The following is an 18,983-nucleotide window of genomic DNA, read 5'->3' on the forward strand; positions in this document are numbered from 1 at the left end:
GGGGCGGGGGGCGGCGCCGCCGCCCCCGGGGCCCCCCCCCGCGCCCCCCGCGGGGCGGGGGGGGGGGCGCCCCCCCCCGCCGCCCCGCCCGGGGGGGGGGGGGGGGGGGGGGGGCCCGGCCCCCCCCCCGCCTCCAGTCCGTCAGTCGTCCTCGTGCGCAGCCAGGGTGGCGAGCACGAGCTTGGCGATCCGCCGTTGGCCGGAGTCGTTCGGGTGGATGCCGTCCGTCGAGTAGATCCCCGTGCCCGAGTGGTCGGCCTGCGGGAGAGCGTCCGCCAGGCCGACGAAGGCAGCGCCACCCTTGGCTGCGGCGTTCTCGATCTCGGCGAGGTAGGTCGACCACGGGCTCGCCATGCCGTCCGTCATGCTCGACGCCGGGTCGAACTCACCGATCACGAGCAGCGAGGGCTTCGTGGGGAGCGCCGCGAGCGCCTTCAGGAACGCCACGTACTGCGTCCCGAGTTCCTCGGGGGTGAGCTTCGACGCGTCGTTGCCACCCAGCGTGATCGTGACGAGGTCCGGAGCAGCACGACGCACCGCTGTCAGGAAGCCCTCCTGGTCCTCGGTGAAGGTCGCGATCGTCGCTCCGGAGTGGGCGGAGTCGTAGCGGTGGATGCCCTTGCCCCGGTCGCCGTCGAAGATCGTGAACCCCAGCAGGGAGAACGGCGAGACAGCGGTGACGGTCACCGTGTGCTCACCGCTCGACAACCCGTCCACCGTCGTCGTCGTGCCGGTGCTGGCGTTCCCCGTCGTGGCGACGGTCTCCGGTGCGGCTCCGTCGACGCTGTAGGTGAAGTCGCCGGACCCGGGGTAGCGCGCCCACCAGATGTCGATCCCGGTGCCCGTGAATGCGTAGGTGCGCGAAGCGCCTGCCTGCATCGCGACCGATCGGTAACCGAGGTCGGGTGCGGTGGCGTCGAACTGGCTCGACCCCGTGCTCGCGGTCGCCCAGTCACCCCACGTCGAGTCCGGGCCGTACACGGCGAACTGTGCCGGGAGGTACCCGGCGCCACCGGTGACAGCGTCCGTCGGGTGCTCCGTGCGGAGCCCGTCGAGCGTGAGGTCCATCCACCGGGTGGAGCGGGCGGAGGCACCCTGCCCCTCGGTGATCGAGTCTCCCAGGGCGACCCAGTTCGCGGGTTCGTCGGCCCGGTCGGCCACGGCAGCGTTCCAGGTGGCGAGGGGATCGGCGGCCTTCGGGGCCGTCTGCGTGGAGCACCCCGACACGACGATGCCCAGGAGTGCGACGGCCACACCGGCCACGACCCGGGCTCCCCCTCGACGCCGTCCACGAACAGTGCTCCGCAGTGGGCCGTTCACGTTGCCTCCCGTGCGTTGGGGTGTGTTCCGCGACCGAGCGCCGGGTCGGGCAATGCTACGCGCCCCGCTCGCGGACCCGGAACGAGGCGTCGCCACTGACGAGCTCGCGTGACCACGCGACCTCGCGTCCGAGCTGCCCGGTCGACGTGAAGAGGCGCACCTGTTGCGTCCCGGGCAGGACGGAAGCGAGCACGTCGCGGTCTGCGGGAGTGAAGCCGAGCTTCTGCCAGAAGGGCCCCGACCGCCGCGAGAACAACCACGCTCGACCCGCGCCCGCTCGAGCCGCTTCAGCCAGCGCGAAGCGCGCGAGCCGCGTACCGGCCCCGGACGCCCGCATCGAGCCGGACACCGCGACGCTCCGGATCAGGGCGTGCGCGCCGTCCGCGCTGAGCTCGAATCCGGTGCTGCCGATGATCCCGCCCTCGGGTCCGCGTTCGAGCCAGATCTGCACGGCCGGCGAGTCGAGGCCGGCGACCGTCAGGTCGGCCTCGAGCAGGAACGTCCGCAACTCGTCCAGGTCGTCGCTCGTCGCTCGTGTGCAGGGCACGACTCGTCCTCGTCCGGTGACGACTACGGGAGCAGCTGCTGGAACACCGCGACGGCCCGACCGATCCCGACGATGATGCCGATGACGACGACGGCGATGCTGATCCACAGCGGCCACATGGGCCGTCCGGGTGCGACCTTGCGGACGACGACGTACCGGCCGATGACGTAGACGATCGGCGACAGGAACGCCCACGGCCACGAGAACGGCCGGACGACGCCCCGCCGCCCGAGGGCCCGGTGGTCGAAGAACGCGAGCACGACGTTCGCGGCGTACAGGAGCACGGAGAACGCCTGCAGCAGGAAGTACCCGGCGGTGTAGATGGAGGTCGGGTCCACCGTCCGGACGCCTCCCGGACCGACGCCGTACCGGACCTGCGGCTCGTAGAGGAAGGTGACGGGCAGGGAGAGCAGCGGGAGCAGCGCGAGGACCCAGACGAACACGGTGTCCGTCGGCACGTGTTCGGGCAGCCGCTGGCGGGGCAGCTGCGCGGGCGGCGGGCCGACCTGCACGGTCCACTGGGTGCCGTCCCACCACCGGGTGGCGTGTTGACCGGACGGGTCGGGGTACCAGCCTGGCGGCGTCGGTGACGACACGGTGCGCTCCTCGGGGGTCGGCGGGAGCATCGAACCCCCGCCCCGACCGTAGTGCAGCACGGCGGCCGAGTGCACCTACGCCCTCGCCGGACCCACCTCGTCCGGAGCGACGTCCTTCTGCACCGCGAACTGCGTCCGGTGCAGTTCCTCGTACCGCCCGCCCGCCGCGAGCAGCTCCTCGTGCGTCCCGCGCTCCACGATCGAGCCGTCCTCGACGACGAGGATCTGGTCCGCGCTCCGGATGGTGGAGAGTCGGTGCGCGATCACCATCGCCGTGCGTCCCTCGAGCGCCTCGCTGAGGGCGGCCTGCACCGCGGCCTCCGAGGTGGAGTCGAGGGCCGCCGTGGCCTCGTCGAGGATGACCACCCGCGGCTGGGCGAGCAGGAGCCTCGCGATCGTCATCCGCTGCCGCTCCCCGCCGGACAGCCGGTAGCCGCGCTCCCCCACCATCGTGTCGAGCTGGTCCGGCAGGGACCGGATCAGCGACTCGAGGCGCGCGCGGCGGACCGCGTCCCACACCTCGTCGTCGGAGGCGTCCGGCCGCGCGAGCCGCAGGTTCGAGCGGATGGTCTCGTGGAACAGGTGCCCGTCCTGGGTCACCATGCCCATCGTGTGCCGGAGGGACTCGAAGGTCACGTCGCGGACGTCCTCACCGGCGAGCCGGACGGCGCCCTGGTCGACGTCGTAGAGCCGCGAGAGCAGCTGCGCGATCGTGGACTTGCCCGCGCCCGAGGTCCCGACGAGCGCCACGGTCTGTCCGGGCTCGATCCGGAACGAGATGCCGTGCAGCACCTCGTCCCCGCCGCGGGTGTCGAGCGTGGAGACCTCCTCGAGCGAGGCCAGCGACACGCGGTCCGCCGAGGGGTAGGCGAACCGGACGTCGTCGAACTCCACCGCGACCGGACCGTCCGGCACGGCCACGGCGCCGGGCTTCTCCTGGATGAGCGGCTCGAGATCGAGGACCTCGAACACCCGCTCGAAGCTGACGACCGCGCTCATGATCTCGACACGGGCGTTCGCGAGGCTGGTCAGCGGCACGTACAGCCGGGTGAGGAGGAGCGCGAGCGTGACCACGTCACCCGTGTTCAGCTGGCCGCCGAGGGCGAGGACCCCGCCGAGGCCGTAGACGAGCGCGAGGGCGAGGGCCGCGACGAGCGTCAGGGCGGTGACGAAGACGAACTGCAGCATCGCGGTGCGCACGCCGATGTCCCGGACGCGCGCCGCACGGACGCGGAACTCCTCGGACTCCTCCTCCGGCCGACCGAAGAGCTTCACGAGGGTGGCTCCGGGTGCGGAGAAGCGCTCGGTCATCTGCGTGCTCATCGCCGAGTTGTGGTCGGCGGCCTCGCGACGCAGGGCCGCGAGTCGACCACCCATGCGGCGAGCCGGCACCAGGAAGAGCGGCAGCATGAGCACCGCGATCACCGTCACGAGCCACGACGTGCTGAGCATCACGGCGAGGGTGAGGACGAGCGCCACGAGGTTCGTGACCACGCCGGACAGCGTGCCGCTGAAGGCCTGCTGCGCCCCGATCACGTCGTTGTTGAGGCGGCTGACGAGCGCGCCCGTCCGGGTCCGGGTGAAGAAGGCGATCGGCATCTTCTGCACGTGGTCGAACACCGCCGTCCGCAGGTCGAGGATCACCCCTTCACCGATGCGGGCGGAGTACCACCGGGTCGCGAGCGACGAGGCAGCGTCGGCCACGGCGACGACGGCGATGACCACCGCGAGCCAGACGATCGTGCCGACCGCGCCACGAGCGGCGATGACGTCGACCACCTGGCCGGCGAGCACCGGAGTCGCGACCGCGAGGAACGCGCCGACGATCGAGAGCGCGATGAAGACCACGAGCTTGGCGCGGTACGGCGTCGCGAACGTCATGATGCGCCGGAGCGACTCGCGGGAGAACCCGTTCCTGCCGTCCTTGGCGGTGGAGATCTTGTAGAGCGAGCTCCAGGCCGCGCCTTCCATGCTCATGGCAGTTCCCTCCGCGCCGCGGAGTCGACGCGGGCCGGCAGCCAGGATACGGCGGTCCGTCGCGCCCCGCGCCGGTCGCGGGAGCCTGGAGGCGCGACCCGCCTGACGGAGGCGGGTCGCGCCTCCAGGCTGGTCACCGCGCGAGCGGTTCGACGCCGTAGCTCGTGACCACCGCTCGCAACTCGTCCAGGTACGCCTGCGCCTGCACGGTGAGGGGAACCGAGGCGTGGGAGATCCACCCGATCTCGATGCGTTCGTCGACGTCGAGCGGGATGGCGACGATCTCGGGGTCGAGGTCATCGCTGATGAGGCCCGTCGAGATCGTGTACCCACCGAGGCCGATCATGAGGTTGAAGATCGTCGCTCGGTCCGAGACCCGGATCTCCCGCTTGCTCGACATCGTCGACAGGATCTCCTCGGCGAGGTAGAAGGAGTTGTTCGCGCCCTGGTCGAACGTGAGTCGGGGCAGGTCGGCGAGGTCCTCGAGGGTCGCCCGCTCCCGCGACGCGATCGGGTTCCGCCGCGACACGAAGATGTGCGGCTGAGCGACGAACAGCGGGGTGAACACGACGCCGGCGTCCCGCAGCAGCTTCCCGAGGACCTGCTTGTTGAAGTCGTTGCGGTAGAGGATGCCGACCTCGCTCCGCAGGGTGCGGACGTCCTCGATGATGTCCCAGGTGCGGGTCTCACGGAGCGAGAACTCGTACTCGTCCGCGGCCGCCGCTTCGACCATCCGGACGAAGGCCTCGACGGCGAACGAGTAGTGCTGCGCCGACACCCCGAGCAACCGACGCGACGCCTGCCGCCCGACGTACCGCTGCTCGAGCAGGGAGACCTGCTCGACGACCTGCCGGGCGTACCCGAGGAACTCGACGCCGTCGACGGTGAGCACGACACCCCGGGCCGAACGGGTGAAGAGTGGGCGACCGATCCGTGTCTCGAGGTCCTTCATCGCCGCGGACATGGTCGGCTGCGACACGTAGAGCAGATCGGCCGCAGCGCTCATCGAGCCCTCGGTCGCGACCTCGATGAAGTACCGGAGCTGCTGCAGGGTGATGTCGTTCGAGACCCGTGCCATAGGCCGAGGCTATACCGCCGCATAGTGTCTCGGTATTACCTGATGGCCTCGGGATCCCGCCATGATCGATGCATCATGGCGAGCGAGATCACCTTCAGCATCACCCGGACCCGGTTCGACGAGGACTACTCCCCGTCGGACAGCTCCCGGCTGACCACGAACTTCGCCAACCTGGCGCGCGGCGAGTGCCGGCAGGAGAACCTCCGTGCTGCGCTGGCGATGATCGACGAGCGCGCGAACGAGCTCTCGGCTGCCGGTGATCGCTACCGCCTGCAGCTCGACATCGTCTCGGCCGCACTGCAGTTCTCCGACGGTGGATCGGACGCCGAGTTCCCGCTGCTCGAGATGCTCGACGTCACGATCGTCGACCAGCACACCGGCGAGCACCACCACGGCATCCTCGGCAACAACTTCTCGTCGTACCTGCGCGACTACGACTTCTCGGTGCTGCTGCCGTCGTCGCCGGGCCTGCCGTCCGACTTCGGTGTGCTGCACGGGGCGCTCTTCCAGCGGTTCCTTTCGTCGTCGGCGTTCCACGACGGCTTCAGTGCCGAGCCCGTCGTCTGCATCAGCGTCTCGACGAGCCAGACCTACCGCCGGACCGGGTACGTCCACCCCGTCCTCGGCGCGGAGTACGAGCACGAGCACTCCTCGCTCACCGACGACTACTTCGGCCGGATGGGCATGCGGGTCCGGTACTTCCAGCCCGCCGGAGCGTCGGCCCCGCTCGCGTTCTACACGCGCGGCGACCTGACCGGGGACTACACGGACCTCCAGCTCATCGGCACGATCGCCACCATGGAGACGTTCCAGAAGATCTACCGCCCGGAGATCTACGCAGCGAACACCCCGGCCGGCAGCACGTACCGCCCCACCCTCGACCACACCGACTTCACGCCCACCCCGGTCACCTACGACCGTGAGGAGCGCAGCCGCCTCGGAATCACCCAGGGCCGGTGGACCGAGGAGCACCTCGTGACGCCGCACCACGCGCTCCTCTCGCAGTTCGCTGCCGAGCCCGCCCCCGCCCGCTGACCGTCTGGACCCGCACCCGCATGAGTTCTCTCCTTCCCACCGCGATCGTCGGCAGCCTGCCGAAGCCGTCCTGGCTCGCCGAGCCCGAGCGCCTCTGGTCCCCCTGGCAGCTCGACGGCGCCGCCCTGACCGAGGGCAAGCAGGACGCACTCCGATCCGCCGTGCACGAGCAGGAGCACCGCGGGATCGACATCGTCAGCGACGGCGAGCAGACCCGCCAGCACTTCGTCACGACGTTCATCGAGCACCTCGACGGCATCGACCAGGAGCGCAAGGAGACCGTCCGGATCCGCGACCGCTACGACGCTGCCGTCCCCACGGTCGTCGGCGCCGTGAGCCGTCCCGCCCCGGTGTTCGTTGACGACGCCAAGTTCCTCCGGGCGCAGACCGACCGGCCGATCAAGTGGGCGCTGCCCGGGCCGATGACCATGATCGACACGCTCTCCGACCAGCACTACAAGTCTCGCGAGAAGCTGGCGTGGGAGTTCGCCACGATCCTCAACCAGGAAGCCCGCGAGCTCGAGGCCGCCGGCGTCGACATCATCCAGTTCGACGAGCCCGCCTTCACCGTGTTCCACGACGAGGTGCAGGACTGGGGCGTCGCCGCGCTCGAACGCGCCACCGAGGGGCTCCGCGCCGAGACCGCTGTGCACATCTGCTACGGGTACGGCATCGAGGCGAACAACAAGTGGAAGGAGACGCTCGGGGCGGAGTGGCGGCAGTACGAGCAGTCGTTCCCGCTGCTGCAGCAGTCGTCGATCGACATCGTGTCGCTCGAGTGCATCCACTCGCACGTGCCGCTCGACCTCGTGGAGCTCATCCGGGGGAAGAAGGTCATGCTCGGGGCGATCGACGTCGCGACCGAGGTCGTCGAGACTCCGGACGAGGTCGCTGAGGTGCTGCGGCGGGCGCTCGAGTTCGTCGATGCGGACAAGCTCATCCCCAGCTCGAACTGTGGGATGGCGCCGCTGGCGCGGGGTGCGGCGTTGGGGAAGCTCAGTGCGCTGTCCGCTGGTGCGGACATCGTGCGGGCGGAGCTCGTCGGCACTGCCGTCCCGTCGGGTCGCTAGGCGCGATCCCGTTCGTCGCGTCCGCCGCGTGCGCGCCTCTCGATCTGGCCTGGAGGCGCGGCCACTTTCGGTCGGTCACGTCGCGCTGGTCCTTAAGTCGCCTGGAAGCATCAGGCATGCAGCGTTGACTACGTCCATGATCCCCAAACGCCTCATCCACCAGGTCGAGAGCGCGACGGTCCGCGATCGCTACGGCGCGTCGGTCGGCAAGGTAACGCAAGTGTTCCCGTCCGATGAGGACGGAAGCGCCGCCTACGTCAGCGTCGCGTTGGGTGTGCTCGGGAGGCGCCAGGCGCTCGTTCCGGTCGAGGACGCTGCCTTCGACGGCGCCGATCTACGCGTCGGGTACACGAAGGGCGCGATCAAGGGCGCTCCCTTAATCGTGCCAGGACACTCCGTGTCCCCCGCCGAGGCAAACGCCGTCCGCAACCACTTCGGCTTGTCCGCCGTCGGCGCAGCGACCGGCGACATGGGCGACCCGGATGAGAACCTCGATCAGGCTGGGAAAGGTCCGGCCGGCGCGGACGACACGGAGGGCGCTGGCACGACGCCGCCAACGTGAAGGGTGCCTACGCGACGGACGGCATCTTCCCGTTCGGAGAGCTGCACCTCTGATGCTCGCCGTTCGCCGTTCGTGCTCGGCCGTCAGACCCCCGCAGCGAGGGTCGCGGTCGATGGTGCCTCGGTAGCACGATCAGCTCGACCGGCTCGTAAACGCCCGCGGCGGCGCTGTGTGCGTCCCCCATCTCGTTAATCACTAATCTCTGAGACAGAACCGAGCCGGCGCTGCACGCCGGTCCCCACGTCATCATCGCTCTCCTCAACGACGTCCAGGCAAGCTATCGCTATCTGGACCGCGCCACAGAACCAGTGAGGCCCTTCATGCATGCAGGCCTCTAGTATCGGAGCGACGCGCAATCGCGCGTTTCACGTCACGTTAGCCGCGGTGCATCGTGACCCGGACTCCGCCCGTAGGATCGTCCTTCCATCCGGAGACGATGCCGGCTGCGTTCAAGCGCTGCAGAAGTCCGCGAACTGCGGAAGTTGAAGGCAGCAGAGGGCGACGTCTGCCGAGATCAGCGACCGCAGCGTACGGTTCGCCGAGTCGCCGGAGCGTTTGTCGGACCAGGTCGAGCGGCACAAACTCACCACCTCGATTCAGAAGCTCGAGGATACTGGAGGCCGGTACGTCGCCCCGGGGAAGCATTGCTATCTCCGACGGCGCGAGTTGGACCCGTCCGGAGAGAGCACATTCGGCGATGGCGCGGAACGCGTCCTTGGGGACAGACTTATACTGCCCGAAGGCACTGATCAGGGCAGTCTGACTGCGAGATGAAACCTCGACGCTTCGCATCAACGGCGCGATGAACTGCGGCGCTAGTACGTCTGGCCCGACAAAATTCTCAAACGACGGAGAGTTCACTATTGCGTGCTGTTGTGTCGGCCAGTCCAGCATCAACCGGGTATTGAACGCGGACTCATCATCCACGATGAGACCAGCTCGGAGGAGCTCCCCGACGAGCACGCCGCGCTCCGGGACGAGTTCGGCAGTCGGCAGCCTGCCGGGCTGCAGAGCTGCAGCAAGCTTGATCCTGTGCGGCACGCTGATGTGCTCTGATCCAGCGTTGATGATCGCCGCAGCGATGCGCATTCGTGCCTCTTCACCCACGTCCGGTACGTCGCCGATGCTGTCAGCCTCGCGAAGCCATGCTGCCAAAGGCGCATCGACGTCGCCGAAGTGGCCTAGGTAGGCGTCGACGTTTTCGAAAGTTGCAGGCGCGCGGCCCTGCTGAGCGAGGATGGGCCAGCTGATCGCCGGAACCTCCCGGAGCACTTCAACCTCGCAGTGCTCACTCACCCCCTCAACTAACGCGACGAGCTGCTCGAACTTCCAACGTTCTGTGTCTCGGAGTATGGCTGCAAAATTGGAAGCCTCATCAATGGTAGGAGACGTTTCCGATGTAGCCGCGCGAGCCGCAAAATACAACTCGGGCTCGTCGAGCGCGTACCTGTACATCTCACCATTGTGCTCACGTAGGCGATCTAGCGCCAAGGAGGTCGACCCCGTCAAGTGCGTCAAGTTCCCGGCAGTAAGGCGATATGCGCGCGTCCCGGCCATCGAGGCTCTGGCGGCACGGGATAGTGCGGAGACATCGGGGAGTGTTGCACCTGCGGAATGCACGAAGTCGACTGCCAGTTGAGCGTGCTCGCCCGGTTCGGATGTGAGCACCGACATCCGGGCGCCATGGTGCTCGAGGAACACCGCGATCGAGTCACTCAATTCGAAGTCAAGGTCAGGGTCTCGGTGATCTATGGCAACGCTGACCATGCGAATACGTTCTTCAAGCTCGAGGGGTGCGTCCTCCACGAGGTACCGCACGAGGAAAGTCGCGTGCGGCGCGAGCGTCGCAATGAAGATAGCCTTTTCTTGCCCGGCGCTGAGGTATCGATCGATGAAGGCGATGCCTTCGGCCCCGCGGAGGGATCTGATGACGGACGTTGCTCCGGCAAGGTCAGAGACCAACAAACGATCGATGATCGACACGTTACGCACGCTCGGTTCGGACAAGATTGACCTGCCTTGGTCGGCCAGGATGGCATCGACGTCCTCCGGCTCGAGAGGATACTCCGGATCGGCCGTTCCGTGGTCGATATTGCGCATGATGTAGGTCATTGCGTCTGGGCGGATAAGTTCACCATAGAACGCTGAGACGTGGAGCGGGAAGTACTCGGTAACATACCCGTGCTCGACGAGCTCCACCACGAGGGAAGATGGCAGGAGTTCGGAGGCCCACTCGCGGAATGTCCGCGCCTCCCCTTCGGCCACAGAGTGAGTAAATTCCGAGCGGAGGAATAGGTCTTTCCACGAATGTCGCCGCAGGAACTGCAACGCGACACCGTTCCGCGCTGTTTGAGCGTGCTCTTTCGCGACTGCTTCGGCTGAAAACGCAGCGTGGGCAATTGGCATACCGATGAGCATTTCGAGTTCGTCGAGCCCTAACCGCATCATTTGATGACTATAGGAATGCGTATTCTGCGCAACGAGGTCGATCGTTCGGTTATGCTCTCGAAGGTCATCCCAGAACGCGGCGGTTCGTATGCGCGCCTCGTCGACAGCGACCCCATCCACGCTAATAGCGTCACTTGCCAGGCCACTTCCGGCTGCTTGGAAGAGGCCTTGGATGCGCAGATGCAGGATTTCGGCAAGTTGCTTGGCGTGCTCCTCGGCGGCTGTCTGGCGTTGAATACGGCGATATCGCTGATCGGTGTCCGTTCGAAGTCGGTCCTGATTTGCGACTACGAATGCACGCCAGGTGTCGTAGAGCTTGTCCAAGCTGCTCTCGCCGTGGCGTATCGCTTCGAAGTCCTTTGCCTGTGTGTTTTTGACCAGCATCAGCGCAAAAAGCCGCTCGCTGGTCAGCTCGGGAACCGGCGTGGGAACGTCGAGGAGTTGTCGCTTGAAGACCTCATATTCGTTGATGATGTTGTGAATGAGTCGCATGTCCGGGAGATGTCGTGCGGCGAGATCGATCAACTCTCTCGACATGGAGTAGCCGCGGGCTTGCAGGGTTCGCTGCAGGAGGTCACGCGCGTTCTTGTGGGTGATGAACGGCACCATGGGGATGATAAGCTCGAAGAATTTCGTGCGATTCCCGCGACCAAGCTCGGCGCGCGTATCATCTGTCGGACCATCGGGTTCGCGGCCAAGTCGTTCAAACACGCTGTCGCGGACGGCGTAAACGAAGCGGATGTTCCGTTGCCGAAGTTGGTGCGCTGCATTTAGAAGCGCGTTCAAGGATCGCAGCGACTCGTAGATGAGCGGGTCACCGAACCTGTCTAGGTCTTCGATGATGACAATGTCGCGTGGTCGGTTCACCTCAAAAAAGTAGATGAGTTCGTCAAGGTACTCATCGAAGTAGCTCGTTGACCTAGCAGGAAGGGAGATCGTTGCGGGGCCAGCCGCAACCTTGTCGATGCCGATGCGGCCGCGGCTGACCATCCGGGCGAGCAGGACGACGCACCCCGCTGCACCAACCGCGAGAACCGCGAGCGCCACGGGTCGCAGCCACTCTTCAAACGACGGCGGTTCGATCCTGACGTATCGCAGTGCTGAGTCCAGCACCCCGGCGAGAAAGAAGAGGCTGACCAGAACTGTGCCCCCGATGGAGGCGACCAGCAGCTCGATCCACCAGTGCGGGCGATCGATCCGGCGGAATCGGGACTGCTTCGTCTTTCCGGGACTCTGCTGGTACAGCAGCTGTTTGACAATTTCCTTCTGTATGCGATTGGTGGTGGTGTTCGCCGCCGGATTCATGTCGGTGGTGTCACTCAATGGTTCCGGCTGAACACCGAGTGTGAGCAACGAGATGTTGATGACCTGGCGCTTGCGTCGTCTCGCGAGCTCGGTGAGAACACTGCTCTTGCCGACGCCATATGGCCCGGCGAGCGCGATGTTGCGCGCACCGGGCTGAGCGTCGATTGCGTGCTCGAGCGCCGCGAGATAGGTGCTGTGGTCCCGTTCTCGGTAGTCGGGTGCTAGTGAATCTAGTTGCACAACGTCGTCAAGGCGGAGTGGGGCTTTGCTCACCTTCACACGGTACTCGACGTTGGACTCGCCCACGCCTCATTGGTCCAGCCCCCCACGCCGGGTCACCGAACCTCGCAGCGCCTACCAGCCGCTGCCGAACGACTCGGTCGAAGACCTGCGAATTCCGAAAGCCGGCCTTCCAGCGGCCACAGCCTCTCTCAGGTACCTCAACGCGGCCTCCGCGACTTCCATGGCTCGTCCGGAACGAATCTCGATGAGCGCCCTCTATCCGGCCGCATCAGCGACTCCGCCCGTGAACGAAGAACGCCCCGCCAGCCGAAGCCAGCGGGACGTCCCACGAATCAGACCAGACTCAGAAGTCCCAGTCCTCGTCCTCAGTGTTCACAGCCTTGCCGATCACGTACGACGACCCCGACCCCGAGAAGAAGTCGTGGTTCTCGTCAGCGTTCGGCGACAGCGCCGAGAGGATGGCCGGGTTCACGTCCGTGATGTTCTTCGGGAACATCGGCTCGTAGCCCAGGTTCATCAGCGCCTTGTTGGCGTTGTAGTGCAGGAACTTCTTGACGTCCTCGGTCAGCCCGACCTCGTCGTAGAGGTCCTGCGTGTACTGCACCTCGTTCTCGTACAGCTCGAACAGGAGCGAGAACGTGTAGTCCTTCAGCTCGTCCCGCTCGGCCTGCGTGAGCTGCTCGAGCCCCTTCTGGTACTTGTACCCGATGTAGTACCCGTGGACGGCTTCGTCCCGGATGATCAGGCGGATGAGGTCGGCAGTGTTCGTCAGCTTCGCCCGCGACGACCAGTGCATCGGCAGGTAGAACCCGGAGTAGAACAGGAACGACTCGAGCAGCGTCGAAGCGACCTTGCGCTTCAGCGGCTGGTCGCCCTGGTAGTAGTCCATGACGATCTGGGCCTTCTTCTGCAGGTTCGGGTTCTCCTCGGACCAGCGGAAGGCTTCGTCGATCTCGGGCGTCGACGCGAGGGTCGAGAAGATCGACGAGTAGCTCTTGGCGTGCACCGACTCCATGAACGCGATGTTCGTGTAGACGGCTTCTTCGTGCGGGGTGATCGCGTCGGGGATGAGCGACACGGCGCCGACGGTGCCCTGGATGGTGTCCAGGAGCGTCAGGCCGGTGAAGACGCGCATGGTCAGCTTCTGCTCGGCCGGCGTCAGCGTGTTCCACGACTGCACGTCGTTCGACAGCGGCACCTTCTCGGGCAGCCAGAAGTTGTTGACGAGGCGGTTCCAGACCTCGACGTCCTTGTCGTCCTGGATGCGGTTCCAGTTGATGGCCTGGACCCGATCAATGAGCTTCAGCTTCTCGACCAACGCACGTTTCCTTCAAGAGATGGTGACTAAGTGACGGACTGGAGGCGCGGTGCGGGGCCGCCCCGCGCCTCCAGTCCAAAGATGATCGCGCGAGCGATCAGAGCATGCAGGACACGCAGCCCTCGACCTCGGTGCCCTCGAGCGCGAGCTGGCGGAGACGGATGTAGTAGATCGTCTTGATGCCCTTGCGCCATGCGTAGATCTGCGCCTTGTTGATGTCACGCGTGGTGGCGGTGTCCTTGAAGAACAGCGTCAGGGACAGGCCCTGGTCCACGTGCTGCGTCGCCGCGGCGTACGTGTCGATGATCTTCTCGGCACCGATCTCGTACGCGTCCTGGTAGTAGTCCAGGTTGTCGTTCGTCATGAACGGCGCCGGGTAGTAGACGCGACCGAGCTTGCCTTCCTTGCGGATCTCGATCTTCGACGCGATCGGGTGGATCGACGACGTCGAGTGGTTGATGTACGAGATCGAACCTGTCGGCGGGACGGCCTGCAGGTTCTGGTTGTAGATGCCGTGCTCCTGGATGGACGCCTTCAGCGCCTTCCAGTCGTCCTGCGTCGGGATCGTGATGTTCGCGTTGTCGAAGAGCGAGGCAACGCGAGCGGTCGCGGGGGTCCACGCCTGGTCGGTGTACTTGTCGAAGAACTCGCCCGACGCGTACTTCGAGTCGCGGAATCCGTCGAAGGTCTCGCCGGTCTCGATCGCGATCTTGTTCGACGCACGAAGGGCGTGGAACAGCACCGTGTAGAAGTAGATGTTCGTGAAGTCGATGCCCTCTTCGGAGCCGTAGTACACGCGCTCACGAGCGAGGTAGCCGTGCAGGTTCATCTGGCCGAGGCCGATGGCGTGCGACTTGTCGTTGCCGTCCTCGACGGAGCGGACCGACGTGATGTGCGACATCTGCGACACCGAGGTGAGGCCGCGGATGGCGGTCTCGATGGTGCGACCGAAGTCCGGCGAGTCCATCGTCAGCGCGATGTTCAGCGAGCCGAGGTTGCAGGAGATGTCCTTGCCGATCTCGTTGTACGAGAGGTCCTCGTTGAACGTGGTCGGGGTGTTGACCTGCAGGATCTCAGAGCACAGGTTGGACATGTTGATCCGACCCTTGATCGGGTTGGCCTTGTTCACCGTGTCCTCGAACACGATGTACGGGTAGCCCGACTCGAACTGGATCTCGGCGATCGTGGTGAAGAAGTCGCGCGCCTTGATCTTCGTCTTCTTGATGCGCGAGTCGTCGACCATCTCGCGGTACTTCTCGGAGATCGGGACGTCGCCGAACGGGATGCCGTAGACCTTCTCGACGTCGTACGGCGAGAAGAGGTACATGTCCTCGTTGTTCTTCGCGAGCTCGAACGTGATGTCCGGCACGACGACGCCGAGGGACAGCGTCTTGATGCGGATCTTCTCGTCGGCGTTCTCACGCTTGGTGTCGAGGAACCGCATGATGTCCGGGTGGTGGGCGCTGAGGTAGACCGCGCCGGCACCCTGACGCGCACCGAGCTGGTTCGCGTAGGAGAAGGAGTCTTCCAGCAGCTTCATCACGGGGATGATGCCCGAGGACTGGTTCTCGATCTGCTTGATCGGAGCGCCGGCCTCGCGGATGTTGGAGAGGAGCAGGGCCACGCCGCCGCCGCGCTTCGAGAGCTGCAGCGAGGAGTTGATGCCGCGCGAGATCGACTCCATGTTGTCCTCGATGCGGAGGAGGAAGCAGGAGACGAGCTCGCCGCGCTGGGCCTTCGCGGTGTTGAGGAACGTCGGGGTCGCGGGCTGGAAGCGGCCGGCGATGATCTCTTCCACGAGGTCGATCGCGAGCTGCTCGTTGCCCTGTGCAAGGCCGAGGGCGGTCATCACCACGCGGTCCTCGAAGCGCTCGAGATAGCGCTTGCCGTCGAACGTCTTGAGCGTGTAGCTCGTGTAGTACTTGAACGCACCGAGGAACGTCTGGAACCGGAACTTCTTCGAGTAGGCCAGGTCGTTGAGCTTCTGGATGAAGTCCAGCGAGTACATGTCGATCGTCTCGCGCTCGTAGTACTCGTTCTCGACCAGGTAGTCGAGCCGCTCCTTCAGGTTGTGGAAGAAGACGGTGTTCTGGTTGACGTGCTGCAGGAAGAACTGCTTCGCGGCTTCACGGTCCTTGTCGAACTGGATGTTCCCGTCCGCGTCGTAGAGGTTGAGCATCGCGTTGAGGGAGTGGTAGTCCATCCCCGTCTGCGGCGACGTCAGATCGACGTCTGCAACTGCTGCGTCCAAAATGCATCCAATCCTGTGTTGACCGCTGACACGTCGTCAGGAGTCCCGAAGAGTTCGAATCTGTAGAGGACGGGGACGTTGCACTTGCGTGCGATGACGTCCCCCGCAAGGCCGTAGGCCTCGCCGAAGTTCGTGTTGCCCCCGACGATCACGCCGCGGATGAGCGAGCGGTTGCGTTCGTCGTTGAGGAACTTGATGACCTGCTTGGGGACCGCTCCCTGCCCGTTGCCGCCACCGTAGGTGGGCAGCACCAACACGTACGGCTCGTCCACGTGGAGGAACGGGTCGTTCGGGTAGAGCGGGATCCGGTCCGCGTCACGGCCGAGCTTCTCGACGAAGCGTGCGGTGTACCCGGACACGCTCGAGAAGTAGACCAGTCGGCTCATGGTGCCCCTCCGATGAGAAGGTGCGGACAGACGGACCGTGGGTGTCCTGCGGTGGTGATCCGAGCCTCCTGAACGAGCTCGGGTCACCACCCGCGGACGTGGGTCGAACTACGCGAGTTCGGCGCTGAGCGTCGCGATCTTGTCGGGACGGAAGCCCGACCAGTGGTCGTCGTCCGTGACGACGACGGGCGCCTGCAGGTAGCCGAGGCTCTTCACGTGCTCGAGCGCGGCTTCGTCGGTGGAGACGTCGTGCACTTCGTACTGGATGCCCTTGTTGTCGAGCGCCCGGTACGTCGCGGTGCACTGGACGCAGGACGGCTTGGTGTAGACGGTGACGGCCATGATCTCCCCTGGTTCTGCTGTTGCTGTGGTGGTTGTCTTGATGCCTGTGTGCAGCAGGTTCCGGGAGGGGCCGCTGCGATGCCTCCACACTACATCTAGTGGCTGGCGGAGTCACCGACCACAAGAGGAAGTGTTACAGCCGTGTAGTTCTCCACAAGCTCCTCCACAGTGTGAACAGCTCGGAGAGGCCCGTGATTCCGCCATTCTCCAGCGGACCACCGACACTTCCCCACACCCGTGGACAGCGTCGATCCACATGTGTGGAATCAGCGTGTCGGCGTGTCGCGGGCAGCTCGCCGTCCACACCTCCCCCGGACGGGTGACAGGGCCATCCGTCCGGTCCGTACACTCGTCTCGTGAGCACGTACGGCCCCCTCCTCAAGACTCCCGGCGTGGGTCGCGTCATCGCCGCGCAGCTCACCGCACGGTTCCCCTTCGGCATGCTGTCGCTGGCCTACCTACTGCACGTCGAGCACGTCTTCGACTCGTACGGCGCCGCCGGTCTCGTGCTCGCGACGACGAGCATCGGGCAGGCGATCGCGGGTCCGCTCACCAGCCGCTGGATGGGCAGCTGGGGCATGCGGCCGGTGCTCATCCTCACGAGCCTCGTCGCGCTCGTGAGCATGGCCGTCATCGCGTTCTTCGTCATGCCGCTGTGGGCCTACGTGGTCGTCGGGTTCCTGGGCGGCCTCGCCGTCCCGCCCGTGCAGCCGGCGGTGCGCACCATCTACCCCAAGATGGTGACCTCGTCGCAGCTCACGCCCCTCTTCTCCCTCGACGCGAGCGCGCAGGAGCTCATCTGGGTCGCCGGCCCGGTCATCACGACGTTCGTCGCGACGCAGATCGGCACGGTCCAGGCGATCGTCGTCGCGATGGTGTTCCTGGTGGTCGGCGGCACGTGGTTCATCGCCTCCCCCGAGCTCGGCCGGGTCCGCATCCCGCGGTCGAAGCGTGCGTTCGGCGTCGTCCTGAAGCGGCCGTCGGTCGTCGTCGCCACCCTCACCGGCCTCCTCCTCATCGGGGCCTGCGCCGCGGTCGAGGCGAGCGTCACGAGCGTCTTCGGCGAGGGCAGCCCGAACGCCGGCATCGTCCTCGCCGTGTTCGCGGTCGGGTCGCTCATCGGCGGCCTCACGCTGGGCCACCTGCCGATCTCTCGCAACACCCTGTGGACGCGCATGTCGATCGTGTTCGTCGGACTCGCCCTGGCCGTGGGCGGCACGAACTTCTGGTGGCTCTGCCTCGCCCTGGTCATCGCCGGCGCCGGCATCGCTCCGGCCCTCGCGGTCATGTTCGGCTCGGTCTCGGCGACGGTGAAGTTCTCCGACACGGCCGAGGCGTACGGCTGGATGGGCACCGGCCAGCTCATCGGTGCAGCGGGCGGTTCCGCGGTCGCCGGCTTCCTCATCGACAGTCAGGGGGCGACCGGCGGGATGATGGTCGGCGCCGTGATGGCCGCGGTGGGCGTCGTCCTGCCGCTCGTCACGAGGCGCTGGCTGCCCGACCTGCGCGGGCGCGACGCGAGCCCCATCCCCGACACGGAGCCGGTGAACATCCCCACCTAGGCGCGAAACACGCGTGTTTCGACGTCCCGCGCGTCGATCGACACGTGTCACGTCGATGACGTGGTGCGACACCCAGCCTGGAGGCACGGCGCACCCCGCCACGATCGGCAGGATGGGTGCATGGTCACCTCAGTCCCCCTCCGCGACGGCGCATCGATCCCCGCCATCGGCTTCGGCGTCTACAAGGTCGACGACACCGAGGCCGAGACGGCGGTCGGTCTCGCGCTCGACGCCGGCTACCGGCACGTCGACACCGCCGAGATGTACGGCAACGAGACCGGCGTCGGGAAGGCGATCCGCGCCTCCGGGCTCGACCGTGACGACGTCTTCGTGACGACCAAGGTGTGGAACGACCACCAGGGGCGCGACGCGACCCTGCGGGCGTTCGACGCGAGCCTCGAGCGACTCGGGCTCGACACCGTCGACCTCTACCTGATCCACTGGCCGGCCGCGGCGAACGACCGCTACGTCGACACCTGGCGCGCCCTCGTCGAGCTGCGCGAGTCGGGGCGCGCGCGCAGCGTCGGGGTGTCGAACTTCCAGGTGCCGCACCTCGAACGGCTCATCGACGAGACGGGCGAGGTCCCGGCGGTGAACCAGGTCGAGCGGCACCCGTGGCTGCCGCAGCGTGAGCTCACGGCATTCCACGCGCAGCACGGGATCGTGACCGAGGCCTGGTCGCCGCTCGGACGCGGGCGGCTCATCGACGAGCCGGTGCTCACCGGCATCGCGGACGCCCACGGGGTGAGCGTGGCGCAGGTGCTCGTGCGGTGGAACGTGCAGCAGGGGGTGGTGGTGCTGCCGAAGTCGGTGACGCCGTCGCGGATCCGGTCGAACCTCGACGTCGACGGGTTCGTGCTGAGCGACGACGACCTCGCGGCGATCGCGTCGCTCGAGTCGGGGCAGCGCACGGGGTCCCACCCGGACTCGGTGTCCTGACGCG

The 18,983-nt window shown here is 66.4% G+C and carries 15 protein-coding genes; 5 read left to right on the forward strand and 10 right to left on the reverse strand.

The window, feature by feature from the left end:
* Window positions 1-141 precede the first annotated feature (141 nt).
* From ACIPKM_RS17725 to ACIPKM_RS17745, 5 genes are all read right to left on the reverse strand, one after another.
* A complete protein-coding gene (locus tag ACIPKM_RS17725) occupies window positions 142-1,254 on the reverse strand; it encodes a GDSL-type esterase/lipase family protein (RefSeq protein ID WP_402737231.1) in 1,113 nt (370 codons plus the stop codon).
* Between the two features lie 121 nt (window positions 1,255-1,375).
* Window positions 1,376-1,867 (reverse strand): GNAT family N-acetyltransferase, encoded by a 492-nt coding sequence (locus ACIPKM_RS17730; protein WP_402737232.1) that lies wholly within the window; start codon window positions 1,865-1,867, stop codon window positions 1,376-1,378.
* Between the two features lie 23 nt (window positions 1,868-1,890).
* Complete coding sequence (locus ACIPKM_RS17735; protein ID WP_254803984.1) at window positions 1,891-2,463, reverse strand: DUF2510 domain-containing protein; 573 nt, start codon at window positions 2,461-2,463, stop codon at window positions 1,891-1,893.
* A 75-nt stretch (window positions 2,464-2,538) separates the two neighbouring features.
* Window positions 2,539-4,440: an ABC transporter ATP-binding protein gene (locus ACIPKM_RS17740; protein ID WP_402737233.1), complete on the reverse strand. Its 1,902-nt coding sequence runs from the start codon at window positions 4,438-4,440 to the stop codon at window positions 2,539-2,541.
* Between the two features lie 133 nt (window positions 4,441-4,573).
* Complete coding sequence (locus ACIPKM_RS17745; protein WP_229085495.1) at window positions 4,574-5,518, reverse strand: LysR family transcriptional regulator; 945 nt, start codon at window positions 5,516-5,518, stop codon at window positions 4,574-4,576.
* 75 nt (window positions 5,519-5,593) lie between these two features.
* Between ACIPKM_RS17745 and ACIPKM_RS17750 the strand changes: the two genes are divergently transcribed.
* From ACIPKM_RS17750 to ACIPKM_RS17760, 3 genes are all read left to right on the forward strand, one after another.
* Window positions 5,594-6,553 (forward strand): putative oxygenase MesX, encoded by a 960-nt coding sequence (locus ACIPKM_RS17750; RefSeq protein ID WP_402737234.1) that lies wholly within the window; start codon window positions 5,594-5,596, stop codon window positions 6,551-6,553.
* Between the two features lie 20 nt (window positions 6,554-6,573).
* Window positions 6,574-7,623 (forward strand): methionine synthase, encoded by a 1,050-nt coding sequence (locus ACIPKM_RS17755; protein ID WP_402737235.1) that lies wholly within the window; start codon window positions 6,574-6,576, stop codon window positions 7,621-7,623.
* 136 nt (window positions 7,624-7,759) lie between these two features.
* Window positions 7,760-8,185: a hypothetical protein gene (locus tag ACIPKM_RS17760; RefSeq protein WP_402737236.1), complete on the forward strand. Its 426-nt coding sequence runs from the start codon at window positions 7,760-7,762 to the stop codon at window positions 8,183-8,185.
* Between the two features lie 375 nt (window positions 8,186-8,560).
* Here ACIPKM_RS17760 and ACIPKM_RS17765 read toward each other — a convergent pair whose 3' ends face one another.
* The 5 genes from ACIPKM_RS17765 to nrdH all read right to left on the reverse strand — a co-directional run bounded on the left by ACIPKM_RS17765 (window position 8,561) and on the right by nrdH (window position 16,478).
* Window positions 8,561-12,244 carry a hypothetical protein gene (locus ACIPKM_RS17765; RefSeq protein WP_402737237.1) on the reverse strand — a complete coding sequence of 1,228 codons (3,684 nt, stop codon included), beginning with the start codon at window positions 12,242-12,244 and terminating at the stop codon, window positions 8,561-8,563.
* 280 nt (window positions 12,245-12,524) lie between these two features.
* Window positions 12,525-13,499, reverse strand: a complete 975-nt coding sequence (gene nrdF / locus ACIPKM_RS17770) for a class 1b ribonucleoside-diphosphate reductase subunit beta (protein WP_071303048.1) — start codon at window positions 13,497-13,499, stop codon at window positions 12,525-12,527.
* A 97-nt stretch (window positions 13,500-13,596) separates the two neighbouring features.
* Window positions 13,597-15,702 carry a class 1b ribonucleoside-diphosphate reductase subunit alpha gene (gene nrdE / locus ACIPKM_RS17775; protein WP_083295195.1) on the reverse strand — a complete coding sequence of 702 codons (2,106 nt, stop codon included), beginning with the start codon at window positions 15,700-15,702 and terminating at the stop codon, window positions 13,597-13,599.
* Window positions 15,703-15,719: 17 nt separating this feature from the next.
* Window positions 15,720-16,136, reverse strand: coding sequence for a class Ib ribonucleoside-diphosphate reductase assembly flavoprotein NrdI (gene nrdI / locus ACIPKM_RS17780; RefSeq protein WP_022906556.1), 417 nt, complete (start codon window positions 16,134-16,136; stop codon window positions 15,720-15,722).
* A 108-nt stretch (window positions 16,137-16,244) separates the two neighbouring features.
* Window positions 16,245-16,478 carry a glutaredoxin-like protein NrdH gene (gene nrdH, locus ACIPKM_RS17785; protein ID WP_022904483.1) on the reverse strand — a complete coding sequence of 78 codons (234 nt, stop codon included), beginning with the start codon at window positions 16,476-16,478 and terminating at the stop codon, window positions 16,245-16,247.
* Window positions 16,479-16,834: 356 nt separating this feature from the next.
* On the opposite strand from nrdH, the gene ACIPKM_RS17790 reads away from it, so the two are divergent.
* On the forward strand, window positions 16,835-18,040 hold the full coding sequence (locus ACIPKM_RS17790) for an MFS transporter (protein ID WP_070417915.1): 1,206 nt from the start codon (window positions 16,835-16,837) through the stop codon (window positions 18,038-18,040).
* A 120-nt stretch (window positions 18,041-18,160) separates the two neighbouring features.
* Window positions 18,161-18,979: an aldo/keto reductase gene (locus ACIPKM_RS17795; RefSeq protein ID WP_071295673.1), complete on the forward strand. Its 819-nt coding sequence runs from the start codon at window positions 18,161-18,163 to the stop codon at window positions 18,977-18,979.
* Window positions 18,980-18,983 lie beyond the last annotated feature (4 nt).

It is taken from the genome of Curtobacterium sp. NPDC086286 (assembly GCF_044746255.1).
Lineage (GTDB): Bacteria > Actinomycetota > Actinomycetes > Actinomycetales > Microbacteriaceae > Curtobacterium.

What these genes read in the sequence shown, in the direction of transcription:
- ACIPKM_RS17740 (WP_402737233.1), bottom strand. Translation starts at nt 4,440, where the DNA reads ATGAGCATGGAAGGCGCGGCCTGGAGCTCGCTCTACAAGATCTCCACC.
- ACIPKM_RS17745 (WP_229085495.1), bottom strand. Translation starts at nt 5,518, where the DNA reads ATGGCACGGGTCTCGAACGACATCACCCTGCAGCAGCTCCGGTACTTC.
- ACIPKM_RS17750 (WP_402737234.1), top strand. Translation starts at nt 5,594, where the DNA reads ATGGCGAGCGAGATCACCTTCAGCATCACCCGGACCCGGTTCGACGAG.
- ACIPKM_RS17755 (WP_402737235.1), top strand. Translation starts at nt 6,574, where the DNA reads ATGAGTTCTCTCCTTCCCACCGCGATCGTCGGCAGCCTGCCGAAGCCG.
- ACIPKM_RS17760 (WP_402737236.1), top strand. Translation starts at nt 7,760, where the DNA reads ATGATCCCCAAACGCCTCATCCACCAGGTCGAGAGCGCGACGGTCCGC.
- nrdE (WP_083295195.1), bottom strand. Translation starts at nt 15,702, where the DNA reads ATGGACTACCACTCCCTCAACGCGATGCTCAACCTCTACGACGCGGAC.
- nrdI (WP_022906556.1), bottom strand. Translation starts at nt 16,136, where the DNA reads ATGAGCCGACTGGTCTACTTCTCGAGCGTGTCCGGGTACACCGCACGC.
- nrdH (WP_022904483.1), bottom strand. Translation starts at nt 16,478, where the DNA reads ATGGCCGTCACCGTCTACACCAAGCCGTCCTGCGTCCAGTGCACCGCG.
- ACIPKM_RS17795 (WP_071295673.1), top strand. Translation starts at nt 18,161, where the DNA reads ATGGTCACCTCAGTCCCCCTCCGCGACGGCGCATCGATCCCCGCCATC.